Source organism: Lysinibacillus sp. NPDC093197, from assembly GCF_044754025.1.
Classification (GTDB): domain Bacteria; phylum Bacillota; class Bacilli; order Bacillales_A; family Planococcaceae; genus Lysinibacillus.
This window is the reverse complement of the sequence record NZ_JBIVOH010000005.1, coordinates 174,150-194,713: the sequence shown is the minus strand read 5'-3', so window position 1 is coordinate 194,713 and position 20,564 is coordinate 174,150. Positions and strand designations below refer to the sequence as shown.

21 protein-coding genes are annotated in these 20,564 nt (G+C 39.1%); all 21 read left to right on the top strand.

The features are described 5' to 3' along the window. The first annotated feature begins 2 nt into the window (after window positions 1–2). The 21 genes from fabD to dprA all read left to right on the top strand — a co-directional run bounded on the left by fabD (window position 3) and on the right by dprA (window position 20,530). Window positions 3–956: an ACP S-malonyltransferase gene (gene fabD, locus ACIP9G_RS14980; RefSeq protein WP_401020409.1), complete on the top strand. Its 954-nt coding sequence runs from the start codon at window positions 3–5 to the stop codon at window positions 954–956. Next, window positions 949–1,695, top strand: coding sequence for a 3-oxoacyl-[acyl-carrier-protein] reductase (gene fabG / locus ACIP9G_RS14975; RefSeq protein ID WP_401020407.1), 747 nt, complete (start codon window positions 949–951; stop codon window positions 1,693–1,695). Before fabD ends, fabG begins: the two co-directional genes overlap by 8 nt. Window positions 1,696–1,755: 60 nt before the next feature. After that, window positions 1,756–1,992, top strand: a complete 237-nt coding sequence (gene acpP, locus ACIP9G_RS14970) for an acyl carrier protein (protein ID WP_340825875.1) — start codon at window positions 1,756–1,758, stop codon at window positions 1,990–1,992. A gap of 299 nt (window positions 1,993–2,291) precedes the next feature. Next, window positions 2,292–3,056: a ribonuclease III gene (gene rnc / locus ACIP9G_RS14965; protein WP_401009494.1), complete on the top strand. Its 765-nt coding sequence runs from the start codon at window positions 2,292–2,294 to the stop codon at window positions 3,054–3,056. Window positions 3,057–3,059: 3 nt separating this feature from the next. Then, complete coding sequence (gene smc, locus ACIP9G_RS14960) at window positions 3,060–6,641, top strand: chromosome segregation protein SMC (RefSeq protein WP_401020403.1); 3,582 nt, start codon at window positions 3,060–3,062, stop codon at window positions 6,639–6,641. Further along, window positions 6,638–7,897: a signal recognition particle-docking protein FtsY gene (gene ftsY, locus ACIP9G_RS14955; protein ID WP_401020401.1), complete on the top strand. Its 1,260-nt coding sequence runs from the start codon at window positions 6,638–6,640 to the stop codon at window positions 7,895–7,897. The genes smc and ftsY overlap by 4 nt, the downstream gene beginning before the upstream one ends. A gap of 199 nt (window positions 7,898–8,096) precedes the next feature. Beyond that, complete coding sequence (locus ACIP9G_RS14950; protein ID WP_340825872.1) at window positions 8,097–8,432, top strand: putative DNA-binding protein; 336 nt, start codon at window positions 8,097–8,099, stop codon at window positions 8,430–8,432. Window positions 8,433–8,444: 12 nt separating this feature from the next. Beyond that, complete coding sequence (gene ffh, locus ACIP9G_RS14945; RefSeq protein WP_340825871.1) at window positions 8,445–9,803, top strand: signal recognition particle protein; 1,359 nt, start codon at window positions 8,445–8,447, stop codon at window positions 9,801–9,803. Between the two features lie 94 nt (window positions 9,804–9,897). Then, the gene (gene rpsP, locus ACIP9G_RS14940) at window positions 9,898–10,170 is read left to right on the top strand and encodes a 30S ribosomal protein S16 (protein WP_024362057.1); all 273 of its coding nucleotides are present in this window, start codon (window positions 9,898–9,900) and stop codon (window positions 10,168–10,170) included. Between the two features lie 15 nt (window positions 10,171–10,185). Further along, on the top strand, window positions 10,186–10,419 hold the full coding sequence (locus ACIP9G_RS14935; protein WP_004269410.1) for a KH domain-containing protein: 234 nt from the start codon (window positions 10,186–10,188) through the stop codon (window positions 10,417–10,419). 229 nt (window positions 10,420–10,648) lie between these two features. Next, on the top strand, window positions 10,649–11,164 hold the full coding sequence (gene rimM, locus ACIP9G_RS14930) for a ribosome maturation factor RimM (protein WP_401020397.1): 516 nt from the start codon (window positions 10,649–10,651) through the stop codon (window positions 11,162–11,164). Continuing rightward, the gene (trmD, locus tag ACIP9G_RS14925) at window positions 11,164–11,892 is read left to right on the top strand and encodes a tRNA (guanosine(37)-N1)-methyltransferase TrmD (protein ID WP_340826527.1); all 729 of its coding nucleotides are present in this window, start codon (window positions 11,164–11,166) and stop codon (window positions 11,890–11,892) included. The genes rimM and trmD overlap by 1 nt, the downstream gene beginning before the upstream one ends. A 126-nt stretch (window positions 11,893–12,018) precedes the next feature. Then, complete coding sequence (gene rplS, locus ACIP9G_RS14920) at window positions 12,019–12,363, top strand: 50S ribosomal protein L19 (RefSeq protein WP_139860434.1); 345 nt, start codon at window positions 12,019–12,021, stop codon at window positions 12,361–12,363. Window positions 12,364–12,475: 112 nt separating this feature from the next. Then, window positions 12,476–13,042 carry a signal peptidase I gene (lepB, locus tag ACIP9G_RS14915; protein WP_173477780.1) on the top strand — a complete coding sequence of 189 codons (567 nt, stop codon included), beginning with the start codon at window positions 12,476–12,478 and terminating at the stop codon, window positions 13,040–13,042. A gap of 139 nt (window positions 13,043–13,181) precedes the next feature. Next, window positions 13,182–14,057 (top strand): ribosome biogenesis GTPase YlqF, encoded by an 876-nt coding sequence (gene ylqF / locus ACIP9G_RS14910; RefSeq protein WP_401020395.1) that lies wholly within the window; start codon window positions 13,182–13,184, stop codon window positions 14,055–14,057. A 115-nt stretch (window positions 14,058–14,172) separates the two neighbouring features. Beyond that, window positions 14,173–14,928: a ribonuclease HII gene (locus ACIP9G_RS14905; protein ID WP_401020393.1), complete on the top strand. Its 756-nt coding sequence runs from the start codon at window positions 14,173–14,175 to the stop codon at window positions 14,926–14,928. 15 nt (window positions 14,929–14,943) lie between these two features. Continuing rightward, window positions 14,944–16,839, top strand: coding sequence for a hypothetical protein (locus ACIP9G_RS14900; protein WP_401020391.1), 1,896 nt, complete (start codon window positions 14,944–14,946; stop codon window positions 16,837–16,839). Continuing rightward, on the top strand, window positions 16,836–17,144 hold the full coding sequence (locus tag ACIP9G_RS14895) for an EscU/YscU/HrcU family type III secretion system export apparatus switch protein (RefSeq protein WP_340825865.1): 309 nt from the start codon (window positions 16,836–16,838) through the stop codon (window positions 17,142–17,144). Before ACIP9G_RS14900 ends, ACIP9G_RS14895 begins: the two co-directional genes overlap by 4 nt. 155 nt (window positions 17,145–17,299) lie before the next feature. Further along, complete coding sequence (sucC, locus tag ACIP9G_RS14890) at window positions 17,300–18,460, top strand: ADP-forming succinate--CoA ligase subunit beta (protein WP_401009485.1); 1,161 nt, start codon at window positions 17,300–17,302, stop codon at window positions 18,458–18,460. A 17-nt stretch (window positions 18,461–18,477) separates the two neighbouring features. Continuing rightward, window positions 18,478–19,380 carry a succinate--CoA ligase subunit alpha gene (sucD, locus tag ACIP9G_RS14885; protein WP_173477774.1) on the top strand — a complete coding sequence of 301 codons (903 nt, stop codon included), beginning with the start codon at window positions 18,478–18,480 and terminating at the stop codon, window positions 19,378–19,380. 253 nt (window positions 19,381–19,633) lie between these two features. Then, the gene (gene dprA, locus ACIP9G_RS14880) at window positions 19,634–20,530 is read left to right on the top strand and encodes a DNA-processing protein DprA (RefSeq protein ID WP_401020389.1); all 897 of its coding nucleotides are present in this window, start codon (window positions 19,634–19,636) and stop codon (window positions 20,528–20,530) included. The last annotated feature ends 34 nt before the right edge of the window (window positions 20,531–20,564 follow it).

Genomic DNA, 20,564 nt, shown 5'->3' with positions numbered 1-20,564 from the left:
AAATGACGAAAATCGCATTTATATTTCCAGGCCAAGGCTCTCAAGCGGTTGGTATGGGCCAAGAATTTGTAAGCAACTCGCAAGAAAGTAAAGCCTTTTACGAAAATGCTGACAAGACACTTGGGTTTGACTTGTCTAAATTAATGTTAGAGGGACCTGCTGAAGAGTTAACGCTAACATATCATGCACAGCCAGCGTTATTAACGACAGGTGTTATGGTCGCTGAAAAATTACGTGCTGCAGGCATTACACCGAATTATGCAGCTGGGCACTCACTTGGAGAATATGGTGCATTAGTTATCGCAGGCGTTTTATCGTTTGAAGATGCTGTTGCTATTGTTCATAAACGTGGTTTATTTATGAACGAAGCGGTGCCAGCAGGGCAAGGTGCAATGGCTGCTATTCTTGGGATGGAGCTTGATGCATTGCATGAAGTGACTGGAAAAGTAACTGCTAATGGCGATGTAGTACAAGTTGCAAACGTTAACTGTCCAGGACAAATCGTTATTTCTGGAACAAAAGAAGGTGTTGACAAGGCTTCAGTCGCAGCTAAAGAAGCGGGTGCTAAACGCGCAATTCCATTAGTAGTAAGTGGACCTTTCCATTCAGAATTAATGCGACCATCGTCTAATCAATTACAAGCAACATTAGCAGATATTACTTTATCAACACCGCAAATTCCTGTAATTGGCAACGTTAAAGCGAAAGAATTGCTAGATGTACCGGCTATTCAACAGGAATTAGTGGAACAGGTTTATAGCGCTGTACAATGGGAAGCATCAGTTCGTGAAATGATCGCTCAAGGCGTCGATGTTTTCATCGAGTGTGGACCTGGTAAAGTTTTAAGTGGCTTAGTAAAGAAAATAGATCGTTCAGTGGCAACGTATTGTGTATATGATGAAGCTTCATTAGAAGCAGTATTAGAAGCGTCGAAGGAGTGGTCAATCAATGCGTAAATTAGAAGGTAAAGTTGCAGTTGTAACAGGTGCTTCACGAGGAATCGGACGTGCGATTGCGTTAAAGCTTGCTGATGAAGGTGCAAAGGTTATCGTAAACTATAGTGGCTCACAAGCAAAAGCAGAAGAAGTTGTTGCGGCAATTCAAGCAAATGGTGGCGAAGCGCTTGCTGTACAGGCAAGTGTTTCAAAAACAGAAGAAGTAACTGCTTTAATGGATGCAGCAGTTAAAACATTTGGTTCACTTGATATTTTAGTTAATAATGCAGGTATTACACGCGATAATTTATTAATGCGAATGAAGGAAGACGAATGGGACGATGTTCTTAATACAAACTTAAAAGGTGTATTCCTTTGTACAAAAGCTGTAACTCGTCAAATGATGAAGCAACGTGCAGGACGTATTATCAATATTTCTTCTATCGTTGGAGTAGCAGGCAATGCTGGGCAAGCTAACTATGTAGCGGCAAAAGCAGGTGTAATTGGCTTAACAAAAACAACTGCTAAGGAACTTGCATCACGTAATATTTTAGTTAATGCGATTGCACCAGGCTTTATTGAAACAGAAATGACTGAACAGCTTCCAGAAGATTTAAAACAAGGTATGCTTACGCAAATTCCGCTTGCTAAACTAGGGCAGCCAGAGGATATTGCGAAAGCTGTTGTGTTTTTAGCTTCTGATGATGCAAACTATATGACAGGCCAAACGCTACATATTGACGGTGGCATGGTAATGTAATATTATGCTATAGCATAAATATAAATTTTTTGTATAATCATTTGAGGGGAGGTGAAAGTTTTGACTACAGTATTAGAACGCGTAACAAAAGTAATCGTGGACCGTTTAGGTGTTGAAGAAAGTGAAGTAACATTAGAAGCTTCTTTCCGTGATGATTTAGGTGCTGACTCATTAGACGTTGTTGAGCTTGTTATGGAGCTTGAAGACGAATTCGATATGGAAATTTCTGATGAAGATGCTGAAAAAATCACAACAGTAGGTTCTGCTATTTCATACATCGAAGGTAAAATTAACTAATCGCCTCTTGGCAGATGTTATAGATTTCGAACGCAGCCTTTTGAGGTTGCATATTAAAAATCTGATTACATTGTAATACTTACATCAAAGCATAATCGCAAAAGCATTTTATGCTTTGATGTATTTTAAAGGTACGAAATGGTTCGTTTTTCGAACGATTTGCGTGCCTTTTTTTATTTTTGTTAAAAAATTACGTTAAAACTTCCAAAACATTGTATTTCAGCCGAAATACTTTTGCATAAATGCCTTGAAAAAGGTACACTAAGACGGTAGAAACTATTAGGAAGGCAGATTGTTCAATGGCTATGAGAAGAAAAGGAACTATGCAGAAATCAGGCGTACTTCCTGAAAAGGTACGCAATCAATTCGAGCTGTTACAGCATGAATTAAATATCACATTTATTAATAAAAATTTATTGTATCAAGCATTCACGCATTCATCTTATGTGAATGAGCATCGCCGTAAATTGTTTACGGATAATGAGCGTCTCGAATTTTTAGGCGACGCAGTACTTGAACTATCTGTTTCTAAATACCTTTTTGAGAAATACCCGCATATGAGCGAGGGCGAATTAACAAAACTGCGCGCATCAATTGTTTGTGAGCCATCACTTGTTATTTTTGCAAATGAATTAGGCTTTGGTCGCTTTGTATTGCTTGGAAAAGGTGAAGAATTAACAGGAGGACGGGAACGCCCAGCGCTACTTGCAGATGTTTTTGAATCATTTGTGGGTGCTCTTTATTTAGATCAGGATTTGCAAACGGTCGTGACGTTTTTAGAACGAATCGTGTTCCCAAAAGTAGAAGTCGGTGCTTTTTCGCATGTGATGGATTTCAAAAGCCAGTTACAAGAAATGGTACAGCAAACAAACAACGGTCTTCTTCATTATGAGATTATCGATGAAAAGGGCCCAGCACATAACCGTACCTTTGTATCGAGCGTGCTATTAAATGGACAAGAGCTTGGAATCGGTAGAGGAAAATCGAAAAAAGAAGCTGAACAACAAGCAGCACAATGCGCTATGCGTATGATGCGTGAGCATTCTGCTAAAGAGGAGGCTTAATAGATGTTCCTAAAACGACTCGAAGTGATTGGCTTTAAATCTTTTGCGGAGCGCATTGGTATTGATTTTGTACCAGGAGTTACAGCTGTTGTTGGACCTAACGGCAGTGGGAAAAGTAATGTAACTGATGCTATTCGTTGGGTACTCGGGGAGCAATCGGCAAAGTCGTTGCGTGGGGCAAAAATGGAAGATGTTATTTTTGCTGGGAGTGACTCTCGAAAGCCACTAAACTTTGCAGAGGTAACATTAATTTTAGATAATACTGATGAGCAGCTTGCTTTTTCGTATACAGAGGTAAGCGTAACAAGACGCGTATACCGTTCAGGTGATAGTGAATATTTATTAAATAACCAGCAGTGTCGCCTGAAGGATATTACGGACTTGTTTATGGACTCAGGACTTGGGAAAGAGGCTTTTTCAATTATTTCGCAAGGCCGTGTCGATGAAATTTTAAATAGCCGCCCTGACGACCGCCGCTCAATATTTGAAGAGGCGGCTGGTGTATTAAAATACAAGCTTCGAAAGAAAAAAGCTGAGCATAAATTAGTAGAAACAGATGAAAACTTATACCGTGTTTTAGATATTTTGCACGAGTTAGATAGCCGTTTGGAGCCTTTGCAAATACAAGCTTCTAGCGCAAGAGATTATGTGCAAATGTCCACGGAGCTTAAGGATTTTGATATTGCGATTCTTGTGCACGATTTAAAAAATTGTGCACAATCTTTGCATGCATTGAAAGAAGAATATACGCAACTATCTGAAACAGAGCAAAAACATGCTAGTAATATTCAAGCTTTAGAAACACAATCTACAGCAATTCGTAAACATTTAAAAGAGCTTGATGTGGAGCTGGATGCTGCTCAATCGGAGCTTGTTGATGCAACAATGGAAATGGAGCGTTGGGATGGTCGTAAAGCTTTAATGGCTGAAAAGCGTCAAAATGCAACGAACCAATTACAGCAGTTAAATGCATCATTACAAGAAGCGAAAAATGAAGTAGAGGACCTAACCGCTCAAGAGCTTGAGAAGAAACAGTTGTTTACTGAAAAGCAACAAGAAGTTTTAACTTTAAAGCAAATTATTAAACAATTAGAGCAATCATTAAATCGTTCTGTTACAGAGATAGAACAAGAAATTGAAGAGCATAAAAACCGTTATATCGATTCGTTAAATGAAGAAGCAACAGTAAAAAATGAATTGAAAAATATCGATCAACAACTATCGCAACAAAAAGCGATGGCTGCGCGAATGACTGACCAAACGGATGAAATTGGGCAAGAGCTTATTGAAGTTGTGACTGAGAAAGAATCGCTTGTTGGCACATATACTGCAACAACGACTGAACTGCAACAAAAGCTAGAGCAATATGAAGCATTGCAAATTCAGTTTAAAAAAGTGAATAGTTCCTTTAGCGATAAGCAAGAAATGCTATACAAGGCTTATCAGCATCAGCAACAATTAAAAGCTAGAAAAGACACATTAGCAGAATTAGAAGCAGACTTCTCAGGCTTCTTCCACGGAGTTAAGGAAGTATTACTGGCCCGTGACAAAGGTGAATTATTTGGTATTGAAGGCGCGGTTGCAGAATTAATTCAGGTTAACGGTAAATATTCACAAGCGATTGAAACAGCTTTAGGTGCTGCATCACAGCATATCGTGACGTCGAATGAACAGAATGCTCAACAGGCAATCAAATGGTTAAAACAAAAAAGAGCAGGTCGAGCGACATTTTTACCGAAAACGGTCATGAAATCGCGCAAAATTAACTTATCATCGATACAGCTTGCGACTGAGCATCCAGCATTCGTGCAAATGGCAGATGCACTGGTGACGTTCGATGAAGATAATCGCTCCATTGTAGAAAATTTACTTGGCAATGTCATCGTGGCAGCCAATTTAGAAGGTGCTAGCCAAATTGCACGCTTATGTGGTTTCCGCTATCGTGTAGTAACGCTCGAAGGAGATATTGTTAATGCTGGGGGTTCTTTAACGGGTGGTGCTGCCAAACAACAATCTTCACTATTTACGAGAAAAGCGGAGCTAGATGGTCTAATTGCTAAACTAGAAGCGCTAGAAACAACCATTTATAGTGCAGAACAGGCTGTAGCGACTGAAAAGGAAACATTGGCAACATTGCGTGACGCAGTGGAACAATTAAAACTAGAAGGCGAACAGCTACGTAAAGAAGAGATGCAACAGGCAAGTCGTATTCGGGAATTAGAAGTTGTTGAAAAAAGCTTGTCAGCCCGAGTGTCATATGCTTCCAATGAAACGCAGGATGTGAAGACCCGTGAAGAAGCACTGCTTGCTCAAAAAGAGGCAGCAACGACGCGTTTAGCAGCTCTTGCAATAGAGTTAGTGGCGATTAATGAAACTGTAGAGCAGCTAGGTAAAGTTAAATTACAAAGTGAAACGGAAAAGGATGTTCTTCGTGAGCAGACTGCAGAAAAACGTTCACAATTAGCGGTTATGCAGGAGCAAATGTCCCAAGTACAAATTGCAACGGCAGACCTTGCTCTCCAATTAAACAAAGCTCGACAAAAAGTCGACAATATTTCTCAGGAAATAATATGGCTTCAATCCGATGAATCGACAAAACTGTTGAGTGATGAAGAAGTTGAGGAGCAAGTCACAACTTGGAAAGCAAGAAGAGAAACGTTACAAGTTACAATTTCACAGAAAAAAGATAAAAAAGCAGCCCAACAACAAGAGCTAACAACGTTAGAAGAGCAGCTAAAGGAATTGCAACGTATACATAAAGGCTTCATTGAAGCAATACGTGCGAATGAATTAAAGCGAAGCCGCGTAGAATTTGAGATGAATAATTATAATAATCAGCTCGAAGAAAACTATCAACTAACGTTAGAAGAAGCAATGGAAGTAGCCTTATCAATTGAAGATGAAGAGCACATGAGACGTCGTGTCAAGCTATTGAAAAAGTCCATTGAAGAATTAGGTCCTGTGAATTTAAGTGCAATTGATGAATTTGAGCGTGTCCAAGAGCGTCATTCTTTTTTAACAGAGCAGCGTGAGGATTTACTTGCAGCGCAAGATACTTTACACGAAGCAATTAAAGAAATGGATGAAGAAATGACATTGCGCTTTAGTGAGACGTTTTTTGCCATTCGTGAGCAATTCAAACTTGTATTCCGCGAATTATTTGGTGGGGGTCAAGCGGATTTAGTATTACTAGATCCAAACAATATGCTTGAAACAGGCATTGAAATTGTTGCACAACCACCTGGTAAAAAGCTACAAAATTTAAGTTTGCTTTCTGGTGGTGAACGTGCACTTACTGCGATTGCTTTACTATTCTCCATTTTAAATATTAGACCTGTGCCGTTTTGTATTCTCGATGAAGTAGAAGCGGCATTAGATGAGGCAAATGTTGTTCGATACAGCGAATACTTGAAGAAGTTTAGTCGCAATACCCAATTTATTGTCATTACACATCGTAAAGGTACAATGGAGGGAGCTGACGTACTGTATGGTATTACGATGCAGGAATCAGGTGTATCAAAACTTGTATCAGTAAAATTAGAAGATGAACCCGTACTTGCGGAGCAAAGGAGCGAACAAGCATGAGTTTTTTTAAACGTTTAAAAGATAAGTTAATTGGAAATCCGACAGAAGAAGAAAAAGTAGAAACTACAGGTGACGAGCAGTCAGCCTATTTACAGCTTGAAGACAAGGCTGAGCCTGCCTTGCTTGAAACAACTAACATAGAAGTAGAAGTAGAAGTAGAAGAAAAGCTAGAGGAATCACCAAGTGAGGACATACCTGTTTTAGAGGCTTCCGATATAGCAGCGGAAGAAAAACAGGAAGAAGTATTGGAGATCGCCGTTGTAGAGCAAGAAGTACCAGAAAAAAAACCTTCTGCTTGGTCCATTACACAAAAGTTTAAAGCTGGTCTTGAAAAAACACGAAATTCATTTACTTCAAAGGTCAATGATTTAGTTGCACGTTACCGCAAAGTAGACGAAGATTTCTTTGAAGAACTAGAAGATTTATTATTACAAGCAGACGTTGGCTTTGAAACAGTGATGGAGCTTATGGATAAATTACGCTACGAGGTTCAGCGTAAAAATATTAAAGATACAAACGGTATCCAAGCAATTATTTCTGAAAAGCTTGTAGAAATTTATGAGCAAGGTGAAGAAGATTTAATTGACCTAAATATGCAACCTAATGGTGAGCTAACTGTTATTTTATTTGTTGGCGTAAACGGTGTTGGGAAAACAACAACAATTGGTAAATTGGCACATCGTCTAAAATCAGAAGGTAAAACGGTTGTATTAGCAGCTGGTGATACGTTCCGTGCAGGTGCGATTGATCAATTACAAGTTTGGGGAGACCGTGTTGGCTGTGAAGTTATTAAGCAGTCTGAAGGCTCGGATCCAGCAGCGGTCATGTATGATGCGATACGTGCTGCAAAAAACCGTAAAGCGGACGTATTAATTTGTGATACTGCGGGTCGCCTACAAAACAAAGTGAACTTAATGAATGAGCTTGAAAAAGTACATCGTGTTATTTCGCGGGAAATACCAAATGCACCTCATGAGGTTTTGTTAGCACTAGATGCGACTACTGGTCAAAATGCGCTTGTGCAGGCTCAAACGTTTAAAGAAGTAACAAACGTAACAGGTATTGTCTTGACGAAACTTGATGGTACTGCAAAGGGTGGTATTGTGCTAGCCATTCGAAATAAATTGCACATTCCTGTGAAATTCGTAGGTCTTGGTGAAAAGATGGACGATTTACAGCCATTTGATGCAGAACGTTATGTATATGGCTTGTTTGCAGAAGGTTTAGATAAAGAGCTACAAAATAGCGAAGATTAACGATAGCTATTTTGTAGTGGATAGAATGGGCGCTCGACTGTAAAAAGGTGAAATGTGTTGTTTAAAAGAGAAATACTAGCTAATGATGGAAGATTACTTAAATCAGCTAATAGAAGGCTTTTAGACAAGGAGATTACCTTGACACAGACGGGCGCTTTTCGTTATGATACAAATGACAAACAACGGGGGGAGAAACTCGATGCTACTTGAAAAAACAACACGCATGAACTTTCTCTTCGACTTTTATCAAGCATTATTAACAGATAAGCAAAGAAGTTATATGGAACTCTATTATTTAGACGATAACTCACTTGGAGAAATCGCTGAATCGTATGGGATTTCACGTCAAGCTGTTTATGATAATATTCGTCGAACTGAAGCGATGCTTGAAGAATATGAAGAAAAACTATGTTTACTGGAAAAATTTCAACAACGCACGCAAATGCTTGCGCGACTTACAGCTGGGATTACGGAAAAAAGTATGCCGGTTGAGGAGCAATTGGCGCTTATTGAGCAGTTGAAAGAATGGGATTAGGAGGCGAAAGCAGTGGCTTTTGAAGGATTAGCGGAACGACTCCAAGGAACGATCCAAAAGATTAAAGGTAAAGGGAAAGTATCGGAACAAGACGTAAAAGAAATGATGCGTGAAGTCCGATTTGCTTTAATCGAGGCGGATGTTAACTTAAAAGTAGTCAAAGAATTCGTTAAAAAGGTAAGTGAACGTGCTGTTGGCGTAGACGTTATGCAAAGCTTAACACCAGGTCAACAAGTAATTAAAATCGTTCAAGACGAATTAACGGAGCTGATGGGCGGCGAACAAAGCCCGATTAAATTTAATACGAAGCCACCTACTGTCATTATGATGGTCGGTTTGCAAGGTGCTGGTAAAACAACAACTTCTGGGAAATTAGCAAATGTTTTACGTAAAAAATATAATCGTAAACCATTATTAGTTGCTGCTGACGTTTATCGACCTGCTGCGGTTCAACAATTACAAACATTAGGAAAGCAATTATCTTTACCTGTTTTTGCTTTAGGCACAGACGTATCACCAGTTGAAATCGCGCGCCAGGCAATTGAACTAGCAAAAGAAGAGCATCATGATGTAGTCATTATTGATACTGCAGGTCGCTTGCATATAGATGAGGATTTAATGCAAGAATTAAAGGATATTCGTGCGCTTAAAGAGCCGGATGAAGTATTCCTAGTAGTAGATGCTATGACAGGTCAGGACGCTGTAAACGTTGCGGACAGCTTTAATGAGGCTGTCGGCATTACAGGTGTTGTATTAACTAAGCTCGATGGGGATACACGTGGTGGTGCGGCATTATCAATCCGTTCTGTAACACAGAAACCGATTAAATTTGTCGGTATGGGTGAAAAAATGGACGCTCTTGAACCGTTCCATCCAGAGCGTATGGCATCTCGTATTTTAGGTATGGGTGACGTTTTATCACTAATTGAGAAGGCACAGGCAAACGTCGATGAAGCAAAAGCGAAAGAACTAGAAGAAAAGTTCAAAACGCAAAGCTTTACACTCGATGATTTTGTTGAGCAATTACAACAAGTGAAGAAAATGGGCCCGCTCGATGAAATATTAAAAATGCTACCAGGCGCAGGCAAAATTAAAGGGTTAGATAATGTCAAAGTAGACGATAAGCAAATGGGCCGCGTAGAAGCCATTATTTACTCTATGACAAAGGCTGAAAAGACAAATCCTGAAATTATTAACGGCAACCGTAAAAAACGCATTGCAAAAGGTTCAGGTACGTCTATTCAAGAGGTAAATCGTTTGTTAAAACAATTTGACGAAATGAAAAAAATGATGAAACAAATGACAGGTATGGCTACTGGTAAAGGCAAGAAAAAGATGAAATTACCTGGCTTTGATTCATTGTTTAAATAATATTTTATAGGTGTTAAGAAAAAACACTTTACAAACAACATAAACATTGATAATATACTATCTTGTGTGAAACTTATTCGGAGGTGCTATTAAAATGGCAGTTAAAATTCGCTTAAAACGTATGGGAGCTAAAAAATCTCCTTTCTATCGTATCGTAGTTGCAGACGCTCGTTCACCACGTGACGGTCGTTCAATCGAAACAGTTGGTACTTACAACCCACTAACTCAACCAGCTACTGTAAACATTGATGAAGAGAAAGCTCTTAAATGGTTAGCTGACGGTGCAAAACCATCAGATACAGTACGTAACTTGTTCTCAGAACAAGGTATCATGGAAAAATTCCATAACCAAAAATTCAGTAAATAATCGGGGGAGACGTCTTTGAAGCAGCTGATTGAAGCAATCGTTTTACCGTTAGTCGATTATCCAGAAGAAGTTCGTATTGAGACGGACGAAAATGCAAATCGAATTGTTTATAAACTTTTTGTTCATCCAGAGGATCGAGGGAAAGTCATAGGCAAACAAGGGCGAGTGGCGAAAGCGATTCGTACAATTGTTTATTCAGCGGCAGGTAGTCACCATCAAAAAAAGACTTACGTCGATATATTGGATTGATAAAAAGATTTTCACGTTCGTTTACACGCGAGAAGGTAACAATGTAGCAACTATGCAACATGTCACCATTTTGCACTGAAGAATTCTAACAAGTATGCTTACATACGTTGCTAGAATTCGACGGGACAGTAAATGTGTAGCGTAAAATCTGGATAGAAGAGGGGGGAGCTTGCTGGTTCCTTCCTTTTTTTATATAGTACGGATATATAACGTTATAGAGGTGAAATGGATGGAATGGTTTAATGTAGGTCGTATTGTCAACACGCACGGTATCCGTGGTGAAGTACGTATATTATCGACTACAGATTTTGAAGGAGAACGCTTTGCGGTGGGAAATAAGATTGCAGCGTTTAAAAAAGACGATAAAAAGCCAACGTGGGTAACAATTCAATCGGTACGCCGCCATAAAAACTTTATTTTATTAACATTTGAAGGCATGGATAATATCAACTTTGTCGAACCGTTCAAAGAAGGAATGCTGAAAATCACGAAAGATCAAATGACCGATGATTTATTACAAGAAAATGAATTTTTCTTCCATGACATTATTGGCTGTACAGTTGTATCTGAAGAAGGCGAAACAATTGGTGAAGTGAAAGATATTCTGCAAACAGGTGCCAATGATGTATGGGTAGTGAAAGGTGCAAAAAAAGAACACTACATTCCATATATTGAAGACATCGTAAAAAATATTGATGTGGAAGAAAAGAAAATTGTCATTCATGTGATGGAAGGCTTGCTATGATAAATATTCATGTGTTAAGCCTGTTTCCTGATATGTTCTCTGGCGTGTTTGGAGCATCGATACTAAAAAAAGCGCAGGAAAAAGGTGCTGTAAAGCTAGAAGTTTCCGATATTCGTGCATTTTCAGGCAACAAGCATAATCAAGTAGATGATTATCCTTATGGTGGCGGTGCAGGGATGGTATTGAAGCCGGAACCGATGTTTAGCGCTGTAGAGGCAATTACAGCAGGTAGAAAGCCACGCATCATTTTAATGTGTCCGCAAGGTGAACGATTCACCCAAAAAAAAGCTGAGGAGCTAGCGCAAGAAAGCGAATTAGTGTTTTTATGTGGACACTATGAAGGCTATGATGAACGCATTCGTCAACACCTAGTAACCGACGAAATTTCAATTGGAGATTTTGTGTTAACGGGTGGAGAGTTAGGCGCAATGACGGTTATTGATAGTGTAGTACGGCTTTTACCTGGTGTTTTAGGACAAGAGGATTCCCATATTCAAGATTCCTTTTCAACGGGTCTGCTAGAACACCCGCATTATACGCGACCTGCTGAATTTCGAGGCATGCAAGTACCTGAAGTATTATTATCGGGCAATCATGCGAAAATCGAGCAATGGCGCGAAGAACAATCGTTAAAAAGAACATTCGAGCGTCGCCCAGATCTACTCGAGCATTATCCATTAACAGACAAGCAAAAATTGTATTTAGAAAAACTTAAAAAAGAACTATAAAGATACTTGCTTGCATGCAGTATATGTGATAACATCTATTCTGTACTTCTATGTGAAGTGCTGAATTACGGTGTTCCGCTGTGGCATAGATTGCGTGCAAGAGCATCTGTCTAAGGAGAGAAAACAATGTCAAACATTATTACAGAAATTACTAAAGCTCAGCTTCGTACTGATCTACCTGCTTTCCGTCCTGGTGATACTGTTAAGGTACACGTGAAAGTAGTAGAGGGTACACGTGAACGTGTCCAAGTATACGAAGGTGTAGTTATCAAACGTCGTGGTGGCGGTATTAGCGAAACTTTCACAGTTCGTAAAATTTCTTACGGTGTAGGTGTTGAGCGTACATTCCCTGTACACACACCAAAAATCGCTAACTTAGAAGTTGTACGTCGTGGTAAAGTACGTCGTGCTAAACTTTACTACCTACGTAACCTACGTGGTAAAGCTGCTCGTATTAAAGAAATTCGATAATTATGACTTAAAAGTGAGGGGCTTGTATTGCAAGCTCCTTTTCTTTTTGCTTGTCATCTTAAATAATAATCATCTAAAATGAGGATGAGGATAGACAAGGGGGCAATTCATAATGGAAAAACAAGTGAAAGAAAAGAATGAATTATGGGAATGGACAAAGGCGCTTTTAATTGCATTTGCGATTGCAGCAGTTATTCGTTATTTTTTATTTACACCAATTGCAGTTGATGGTGAGTCCATGATGCCAACCCTTGAAGATGGCGACCGAATGATTGTGAATAAAATCGGTTATAAAATTGGCGAACCAAAGCGCTTTGATATTGTTGTGTTCCATGCACCAGAACAAAAAAACTACATTAAACGTGTAATTGGGTTACCAGGTGAAACGTTAGAATATAAAGACGATCAGCTATACATTAACGGTGAACCGATAGACGAGCCTTATTTAGATGCCTACAAAGCTAAAATTACAGAGGGTACATTAACGGAAGATTTTACGTTAAATGACATTGATGTATCACTGAATGATGTAATTCCAGAGGGCTATGTTTTTGTCATGGGGGATAATCGTCGTTATAGTAAGGATAGCCGTCATATTGGAATTGTCGATCAAAAAGAAATCATAGGTAATACGAGCCTTATTTTCTGGCCGTATAGCGATATTAAAATTGTGAAGTAATGTTTGAAAGGGAGGCGAACCCTCCCTTTCTTAACGTCTAAGAGCATAAGTTTTCTTATTCGATTTTAAAGCATTTGCACTGCACGTTTAGTACGTGTTAATTGGGCGAATGCGCTTTTCTTATTTAGGAGGTATAGAAATGACTATACAATGGTTTCCAGGGCATATGGCGAAGGCCCGCCGTGAAGTAACGGAAAAATTAAAGCTAGTAGATATTATTTTTGAATTAATTGATGCACGTTTGCCGCTATCTTCTAGAAATCCAATGATCGATGAGGTTATTAATCAAAAGCCACGTCTTCTCATTTTAAATAAATCAGATATGGCAGATGAACATGAAACACGCAAATGGGTAGAGTATTTTGCGAAGCATGGTCATAAAGCGGTGGCGATCAATTCTCTTGAAGGAAAAGGGTTGCAACTCGTTACGAAGGCAGCTCAGGAAATTTTAAAAGAAAAATTTGATCGAATGAAGTCTCGTGGAATGAAGCCAAGAGCAATCCGTGCAATGATAGTTGGTATTCCGAACGTTGGGAAATCAACACTTATTAATCGATTAGCAAAGAAAAATATTGCGAAAACAGGCAATATGCCAGGTGTGACAAAGGCTCAACAGTGGATCAAGGTCGGTAAGGAACTTGAATTGCTTGATACACCAGGGATTTTATGGCCAAAGTTTGAAGATCAAGAAGTCGGCTATAAGCTGGCATTAACAGGCGCTATTAAAGATACCATTACAAATATGGAAGATCTAGCTGTTTACGGGTTGCGATTTTTATCGACGCATTATCCAACACGCATGGAGGAAAGATATGGTTTCCAACTTATGCATGAGGATTTAGTAGAAACATTTGACCATATTGGCAAGCTTCGTCGTGTTTTTGGCGCAGGTGGAGAAATCGATTATGATCAAGTGGCACAGCTTATCGTTCGTGATATTCGTGGATTACTTTTAGGAAAGCTAACATTTGACTTTGTTGATGAACAGCTTGAAAAAGAAGCTACACAGCAATAATGTGCAAAAAAAACTGCCATGCTCACGCAATAAAACGTGAGCATGGCAGTTTTTCTTTTAGGAATAGTAGTTGTTGCCGATAAATGATATAGAGTGAGAAAAAGGGAGTAAAATGATGAAAACGATTAAAGAGATTACAGCAGCATTAAAAATGGCTGAGGATTGGCAAGAATGGATGACAGCAGTTGCAGTCGATGAACGTGCAGGTGTGCAGAAAGCATGGCTTAGTTGGAAAAAACGCCAAGATAGAAAACAACAACTAATTGACGAACATCAAGCAAAAATTGACTTCGATCATCTCTATGGTGGGAAAGAAGCATTGATTGCAGGTGTGGATGAAGCTGGACGTGGGCCATTAGCTGGACCAGTTGTAACGGCGGCTGTTATTTTGCCAAAAAACTGTGAAGCTCTTGTTGGATTAAATGATTCGAAGCAATTAACAAAGGAAAAACGTAACGCTTTTGCATCATTGGTGAAAGAGCATGCTATTAGTTATTTTATTCATTTTCAATCAGCAAAAAATATTGATGAATTGAACATCTACGAAGCGACAAAGCAATCGATGAAAACAAGTGTAGAATCATTGTCTATTAAGCCTAATTTCGTATTAGTTGATGCAATGACACTACCAATCGCTATTCCTCAGGAATCTATTATTAAAGGAGATGCTAAAAGCTTAGCGATTGCAGCGGCTTCTATTTTAGCAAAAACTGCTAGGGATGATTATATGGAACAATTGGATAAAGAGTTCCCTATGTATGGCTTTGCACAACATGCTGGCTACGGTACGAAACAACATTTAGAGGCACTTGAAACATTCGGACCAACAATACATCATCGAAAGTCATTTGAACCTATAAAATCCATGTAAGAAAGGAGTATTTAGATGACAGCTACATCGTTTAATCCGATACAAACACAACCAACTGCTCTAATGCAAGCCAATCAACCGCTTGCATTAAAGCAAGGACAAGTATTTCATGGCACGATTAAACAACTATATCCAGATCAAACGGCAGAAATTCAGGTTGGTAATCAAAAACTCATTGCTAAACTTGAAGTACCGCTTAAAGCAGGGGATGCACATTTCTTTCAAGTAACTGGTACAAGTCCGCAAACAGAGTTAAAGGTTGTTACAGGGCCAATGGGACAAGGGGTTTCCTCGAGCCAGCAAATAAATCAGCTACTAGATTCGATGAACTTGCCAAAATCGACGGAAATGCAGCAGGTGTTAGCGCATTTTATAAAGGCACAAATACCGATTTCTAAGGAGCAGCTTCTTCAGGCGGAGATGTGGATGAAGGCATTACCCGAAGGTGTGACAAAGATGGATGCCTTGCAAGCCCTACAAAAAATGGTCGAACTGAAAATGCCGATGCTTCAAGATGTATTCCAAGCGCTTGTTAGTGGGCAAAAAACATCAGGTATGACGGCTATTATGGATACCTTTACACAGCTATTAGCAAAGGATACCGTACTGCAAGAAAATATGAAGCAAAATTTAATGCAGCAAGTGACAGCGATTGCAAAGCCATTCGAAGCAGAAACGGGGGCATTAGTGCTCGCGAAATCTATTCAACTTTTAACGAATAATGCTGCTTCTGTGAGCGAGCGTTTACAAGCTTTAAATTTATTAAAGGAAGCAGGCATTTTGCCGCAACAGGCAACTTTACAAAATTGGACGTCTTTAAATGATGCAAAGTCTGTGCAACAAGGTCAACTGCAGCAGGCGGGCCAAGTAATCCAAACTATTTTAGCAACAAAACCAGAAAATAAAGCTCAGCTTATTGACCAGCTAAAGTCTTGGACAGCAAGTCAAAGTTTATTGACGAATGAGCAAAAACTACAACTGAACCAAATGATTGATAGATTTAACCAATTACCAACTAATAAACAAACATTAGAGATTTTTGCAAAGCAAATGCAGGAGCAACTAATCAAAGCTTTTGCTCAAAATACACCTGAGCGATTATTTACGCAAGATGCTAATGGGCTTTCTGTAAAAGAACATTTATTATCGTTGTTTAAGCAACAACCAACTTTGCCTGCACAAAATGAAGCGCTAATGCGTAATCTTGTGAAGACTAGTATTGAAGCACCACATCCAGGGATTCAGCGAATGCTGACAGAAGCTGATGCACATGTAAGAAATTCAATGGATAGTAAGGCAATGGAACATGCGCTTAAAACAGTATTAAAAAGTCTAGGTATTAGCTATGAGGCAGCCCTTAGTAGTAAATCATCTGATTTACAAACGATTGCCCATCAACTAAAGCCTCAGCTCCATACGTTGCTTCAAGAAGCGCAGATTACACCGCAGTTAAAGGAAGCGGCAGAAATGTTAATGACACGTATGAATGGTATGCAACTCGTGTCAGGAGAAAATGGTCATCAACACCAGCTTGTAATGCAAGTACCACTCGAATTTTTCGGTAAGAAAATGGACGCGACACTACAGTGGAACGGGCGTATGAAGGATGATGGAAAAATTGATGCTAACTATGCGCGCATATTATTTTATTTACAGATGGAATCAATGAAGGAAACTGTTATTGATATGCAAGTTCAAAATCGTGTCGTAACAGTTACTGTATTTAATGAGCAATCCAATATTATTCCGCCTGCAGATTCACTAAAGGAAGCATTAAAAATAGGTCTAGCAAAAAAAAATTATCAGCTTTCGGGAGTCTTTATTAAACAATTTGAAAAAGCCCAACTAGAAAAAACACCCCCTGTAGTACAACAGCAGGAGGAAAATAGTGGGGTGGATTTCCGTATATGAGTGAAGAAAAAAAGACTCGTAAAGAAGCAATTGCCCTTACTTATAAGCTAGGACAATTTGATAGCCCCTCTGTCGTCGCAAAAGGTAAAGGGAAGGTGGCAGAAAACATATTGGCACGGGCAAATGAGCATAACGTGCCTATTTATGAGGATCCGAACCTTGTCCAATTACTTGGACAATTAGATTTAAATGAGTCAATACCTGAAGAATTATATCAAGCTGTAGCAGAAGTATTTGCATTTATATATCATTTAGACCAAGAACATAGCAAAAATATAGAAAAAATAAAGTATTCTGATTTTTAGAATTCTCTGTTTTAGTACACAAAGTAGAAGAAAACGACATAATTTTAGAGAATTTTTGAACAAAAGACAAAGTGTAGACTTTATCAGAATGTTTCGTTAGAATAGATTATGTTAGTAAAACAATTTTATGCAAATGTTTGATGGGAGGATGTATTATGAATATCCATGAATATCAAGGGAAAGAAATTCTGAGAAAATATGGTGTTGCAGTACCTAACGGAAAAGTTGCTTTTTCCCCTGATGAAGCAGTGAAGGTAGCGAAGGAACTTGGCTCAAATGTTACTGTAGTCAAGGCGCAAATTCATGCAGGTGGACGCGGTAAAGCTGGTGGTGTCAAAATCGCAAAAAACCTTGATGAGGTGCGTACGTACGCAAAAGAGTTATTAGGAAAAATTTTAGTAACTCATCAAACAGGTCCAGAAGGAAAAGAAGTAAAGCGCTTGTATATTGAAGAGGGCTCTGATATTCAAAAAGAATATTATTTAAGTTTAGTATTAGACCGCGCTACATCTCGTGTAACTGTAATGGGATCAGAAGAGGGCGGCATGGATATTGAGGAAGTTGCAGAAACAAATCCTGAAAAAATCTTCAAAGAAGTTGTTGATCCAGTAATCGGACTTACAAGCTTCCAAGCACGTCGTATGGCGTTTAATATGAATATTCCAGCAAACCTAGTAGGGAAAGCTGTTAAATTAATGTTAGGTTTATATCAAGCATTTATCGACAAAGATGCTTCTATCGTAGAAATTAATCCACTTGTTGTTACTGGACAAGGGGACGTAGTAGCACTAGATGCTAAATTCAATTTTGACGCAAATGCATTGTATCGCCATAAAGATATTGTCGAATTACGCGACTTCGATGAAGAAGATCCAAAAGAAATCGAAGCGTCAAAATATGACCTTAGCTATATTTCTCTAGATGGCAACATTGGCTGTATGGTAAATGGTGCAGGTCTAGCGATGGCAACTATGGATACAATTAGTTACTACGGCGGCAGTCCCGCTAACTTCCTTGATGTTGGGGGCGGCGCAACAGCTGAAAAAGTAACAGAAGCATTCAAAATTATTCTTTCAGATCCACATGTAAAAGGTATATTCGTTAATATTTTCGGTGGAATTATGAAATGTAACATTATCGCTGATGGTGTAGTAACTGCAGCCAAAGAAATCGGTTTATCTGTACCGTTAGTAGTACGCTTAGAAGGTACGAACGTCGAGCTTGGTAAAGAAATTTTAAATGCATCTGGTTTAAACATCGTAGCAGCAGATTCAATGGCTGACGGCGCACAAAAAATTGTGGAACTAGTAGGCTAAGGAAGGCAGGGAGAACAATGGCTGTATTTATTAATAAAGATACAAAGGTAATTGTACAAGGGATTACAGGCGAAACAGCGCTATTTCATACAAAGCAAATGCTTGATTATGGTACAAAAATCGTAGCAGGCGTAACACCTGGAAAGGGAGGACTTGAAATTGAAGGCGTACCTGTATTCAATACTGTAGCTGAAGCAGTTGCAGCAACAGGTGCGACGACATCAGTTATTTATGTACCTGCACCTTTTGCAGCAGATGCAATATTAGAAGCTGTTGATGCTGAACTAGAATTAACAATTTGTATTACAGAGCATATTCCTGTCCTTGATATGGTAAAGGTTAAACGCTTTATGGAAGGCAAAAAAACACGTCTAGTTGGACCAAACTGTCCAGGTGTTATTACAGCAGATGAATGTAAGATTGGTATTATGCCTGGTTATATTCATACGAAAGGTCACGTTGGAGTTGTTTCTCGTTCTGGAACATTAACGTATGAAGCAGTTCACCAATTGACACAAGCCGGTATCGGTCAAACAACAGCTGTAGGTATCGGAGGAGACCCTGTAAATGGGACTAACTTTATCGACGCACTTGAAGCATTCAACAATGACCCTGACACATATGCAGTTGTAATGATTGGGGAAATTGGCGGTACTGCTGAAGAAGAAGCAGCAGAATGGATTAAAGCAAATATGACAAAACCAGTCGTTGGCTTTATCGGTGGACAAACTGCACCTCCAGGAAAACGTATGGGACACGCAGGTGCCATTATTTCTGGTGGTAAAGGAACAGCTGCTGAAAAAATTAAGGCTATGAACGAAGCAGGTATTGAAGTAGCTGAAACACCATCTGTTATCGGTGAAACATTAATTAAAGTAATTAAAGAAAAAGGGCTATACGAAAAATGTAAAACCCATTAAAATGGAAGATGTAGCACATTGTGGCTACATCTTTTCTCTTTTTCTCTGTTTAAATGATAGTGTTTGTCTATTCCTTCCCTTTTGGAATGTTCAACACTAGAAACTCGATAATAAAAGTCGAGTAGGTGAAGCGGCAAGACAGGACGTACTCTCTAGTGTGTATATGAGTGTATCACACATCGTCTTCTACTTTTTTGTGATGAAATGAAAATTGCGGTCATTTAATTTCTTCTATTATAAAGGAGGTTTTTAAATGATTTTCTCAGTAGATACTCAGAGACTGCTAGCTATGCATTATGTATATCCATTACCACTCCAAAAACTTCAACAGTTATTGTCCCCGGTGGATGTATTAAGTTGTTTTGAAGAAGCACACCCTAATGAGATTGCAAGCACATTGCAAATAACGAGGCAAAAAGCTATGCAAATTTCTCAAAATTTCCAGCGCGTTATGAACTTGCCAATTCAAGAGGTTTACGCACAAGCAAATATTTTCCCCATACCTTTTAATCACCCATATTTCCCGGCGCAATTATTTGAAATACCTAGCCCACCTACTGTATTGTATGTGAAAGGTCAGCGCGACCTGCTGGAAAGAGATAAACGGATAGCTATAATAGGCTCTAGAAAGGCTACAGCATATACTAGAGTTGCAATAGACTTAATCTTCCCACCGCTCATTGAACACGGATACACGGTCGTGAGTGGGCTTGCGCGAGGTGCAGATACAATGGCTCATGAGGCAACTATTAAGTTTGGGGGCCACACAATTGCAGTGCTTGGACATGGCTTTAATTTTCTATACCCAAAAGAAAACCGAGCGCTCGCTTGTAAAATGGCTGAGAACCATTTACTTATTACAGAGTACCCACCCTATATTAAACCGGCAAAATGGCAATTTCCTATGCGTAACCGATTAATAAGTGGTTTGTCTCAAGCTTTAGTTGTAACGGAAGCGGCACTAAAGAGCGGGACATTAATTACTACAGAATGTGCATTAGAGCAAGGAAAAGATGTATTTGTTGTACCTGGGCCGATTAATGTAGAGCAGTCAAAAGGGACGAATAAATTACTATTAGAAGGAGCTATTCCCGTATGCGATGGTCACCAAATCGTTGAAACACTTTCGCTCTTTTCTAGCAAAAATTGAAAAAAAGTTGCATTATCTTAAAATCTGTTATACA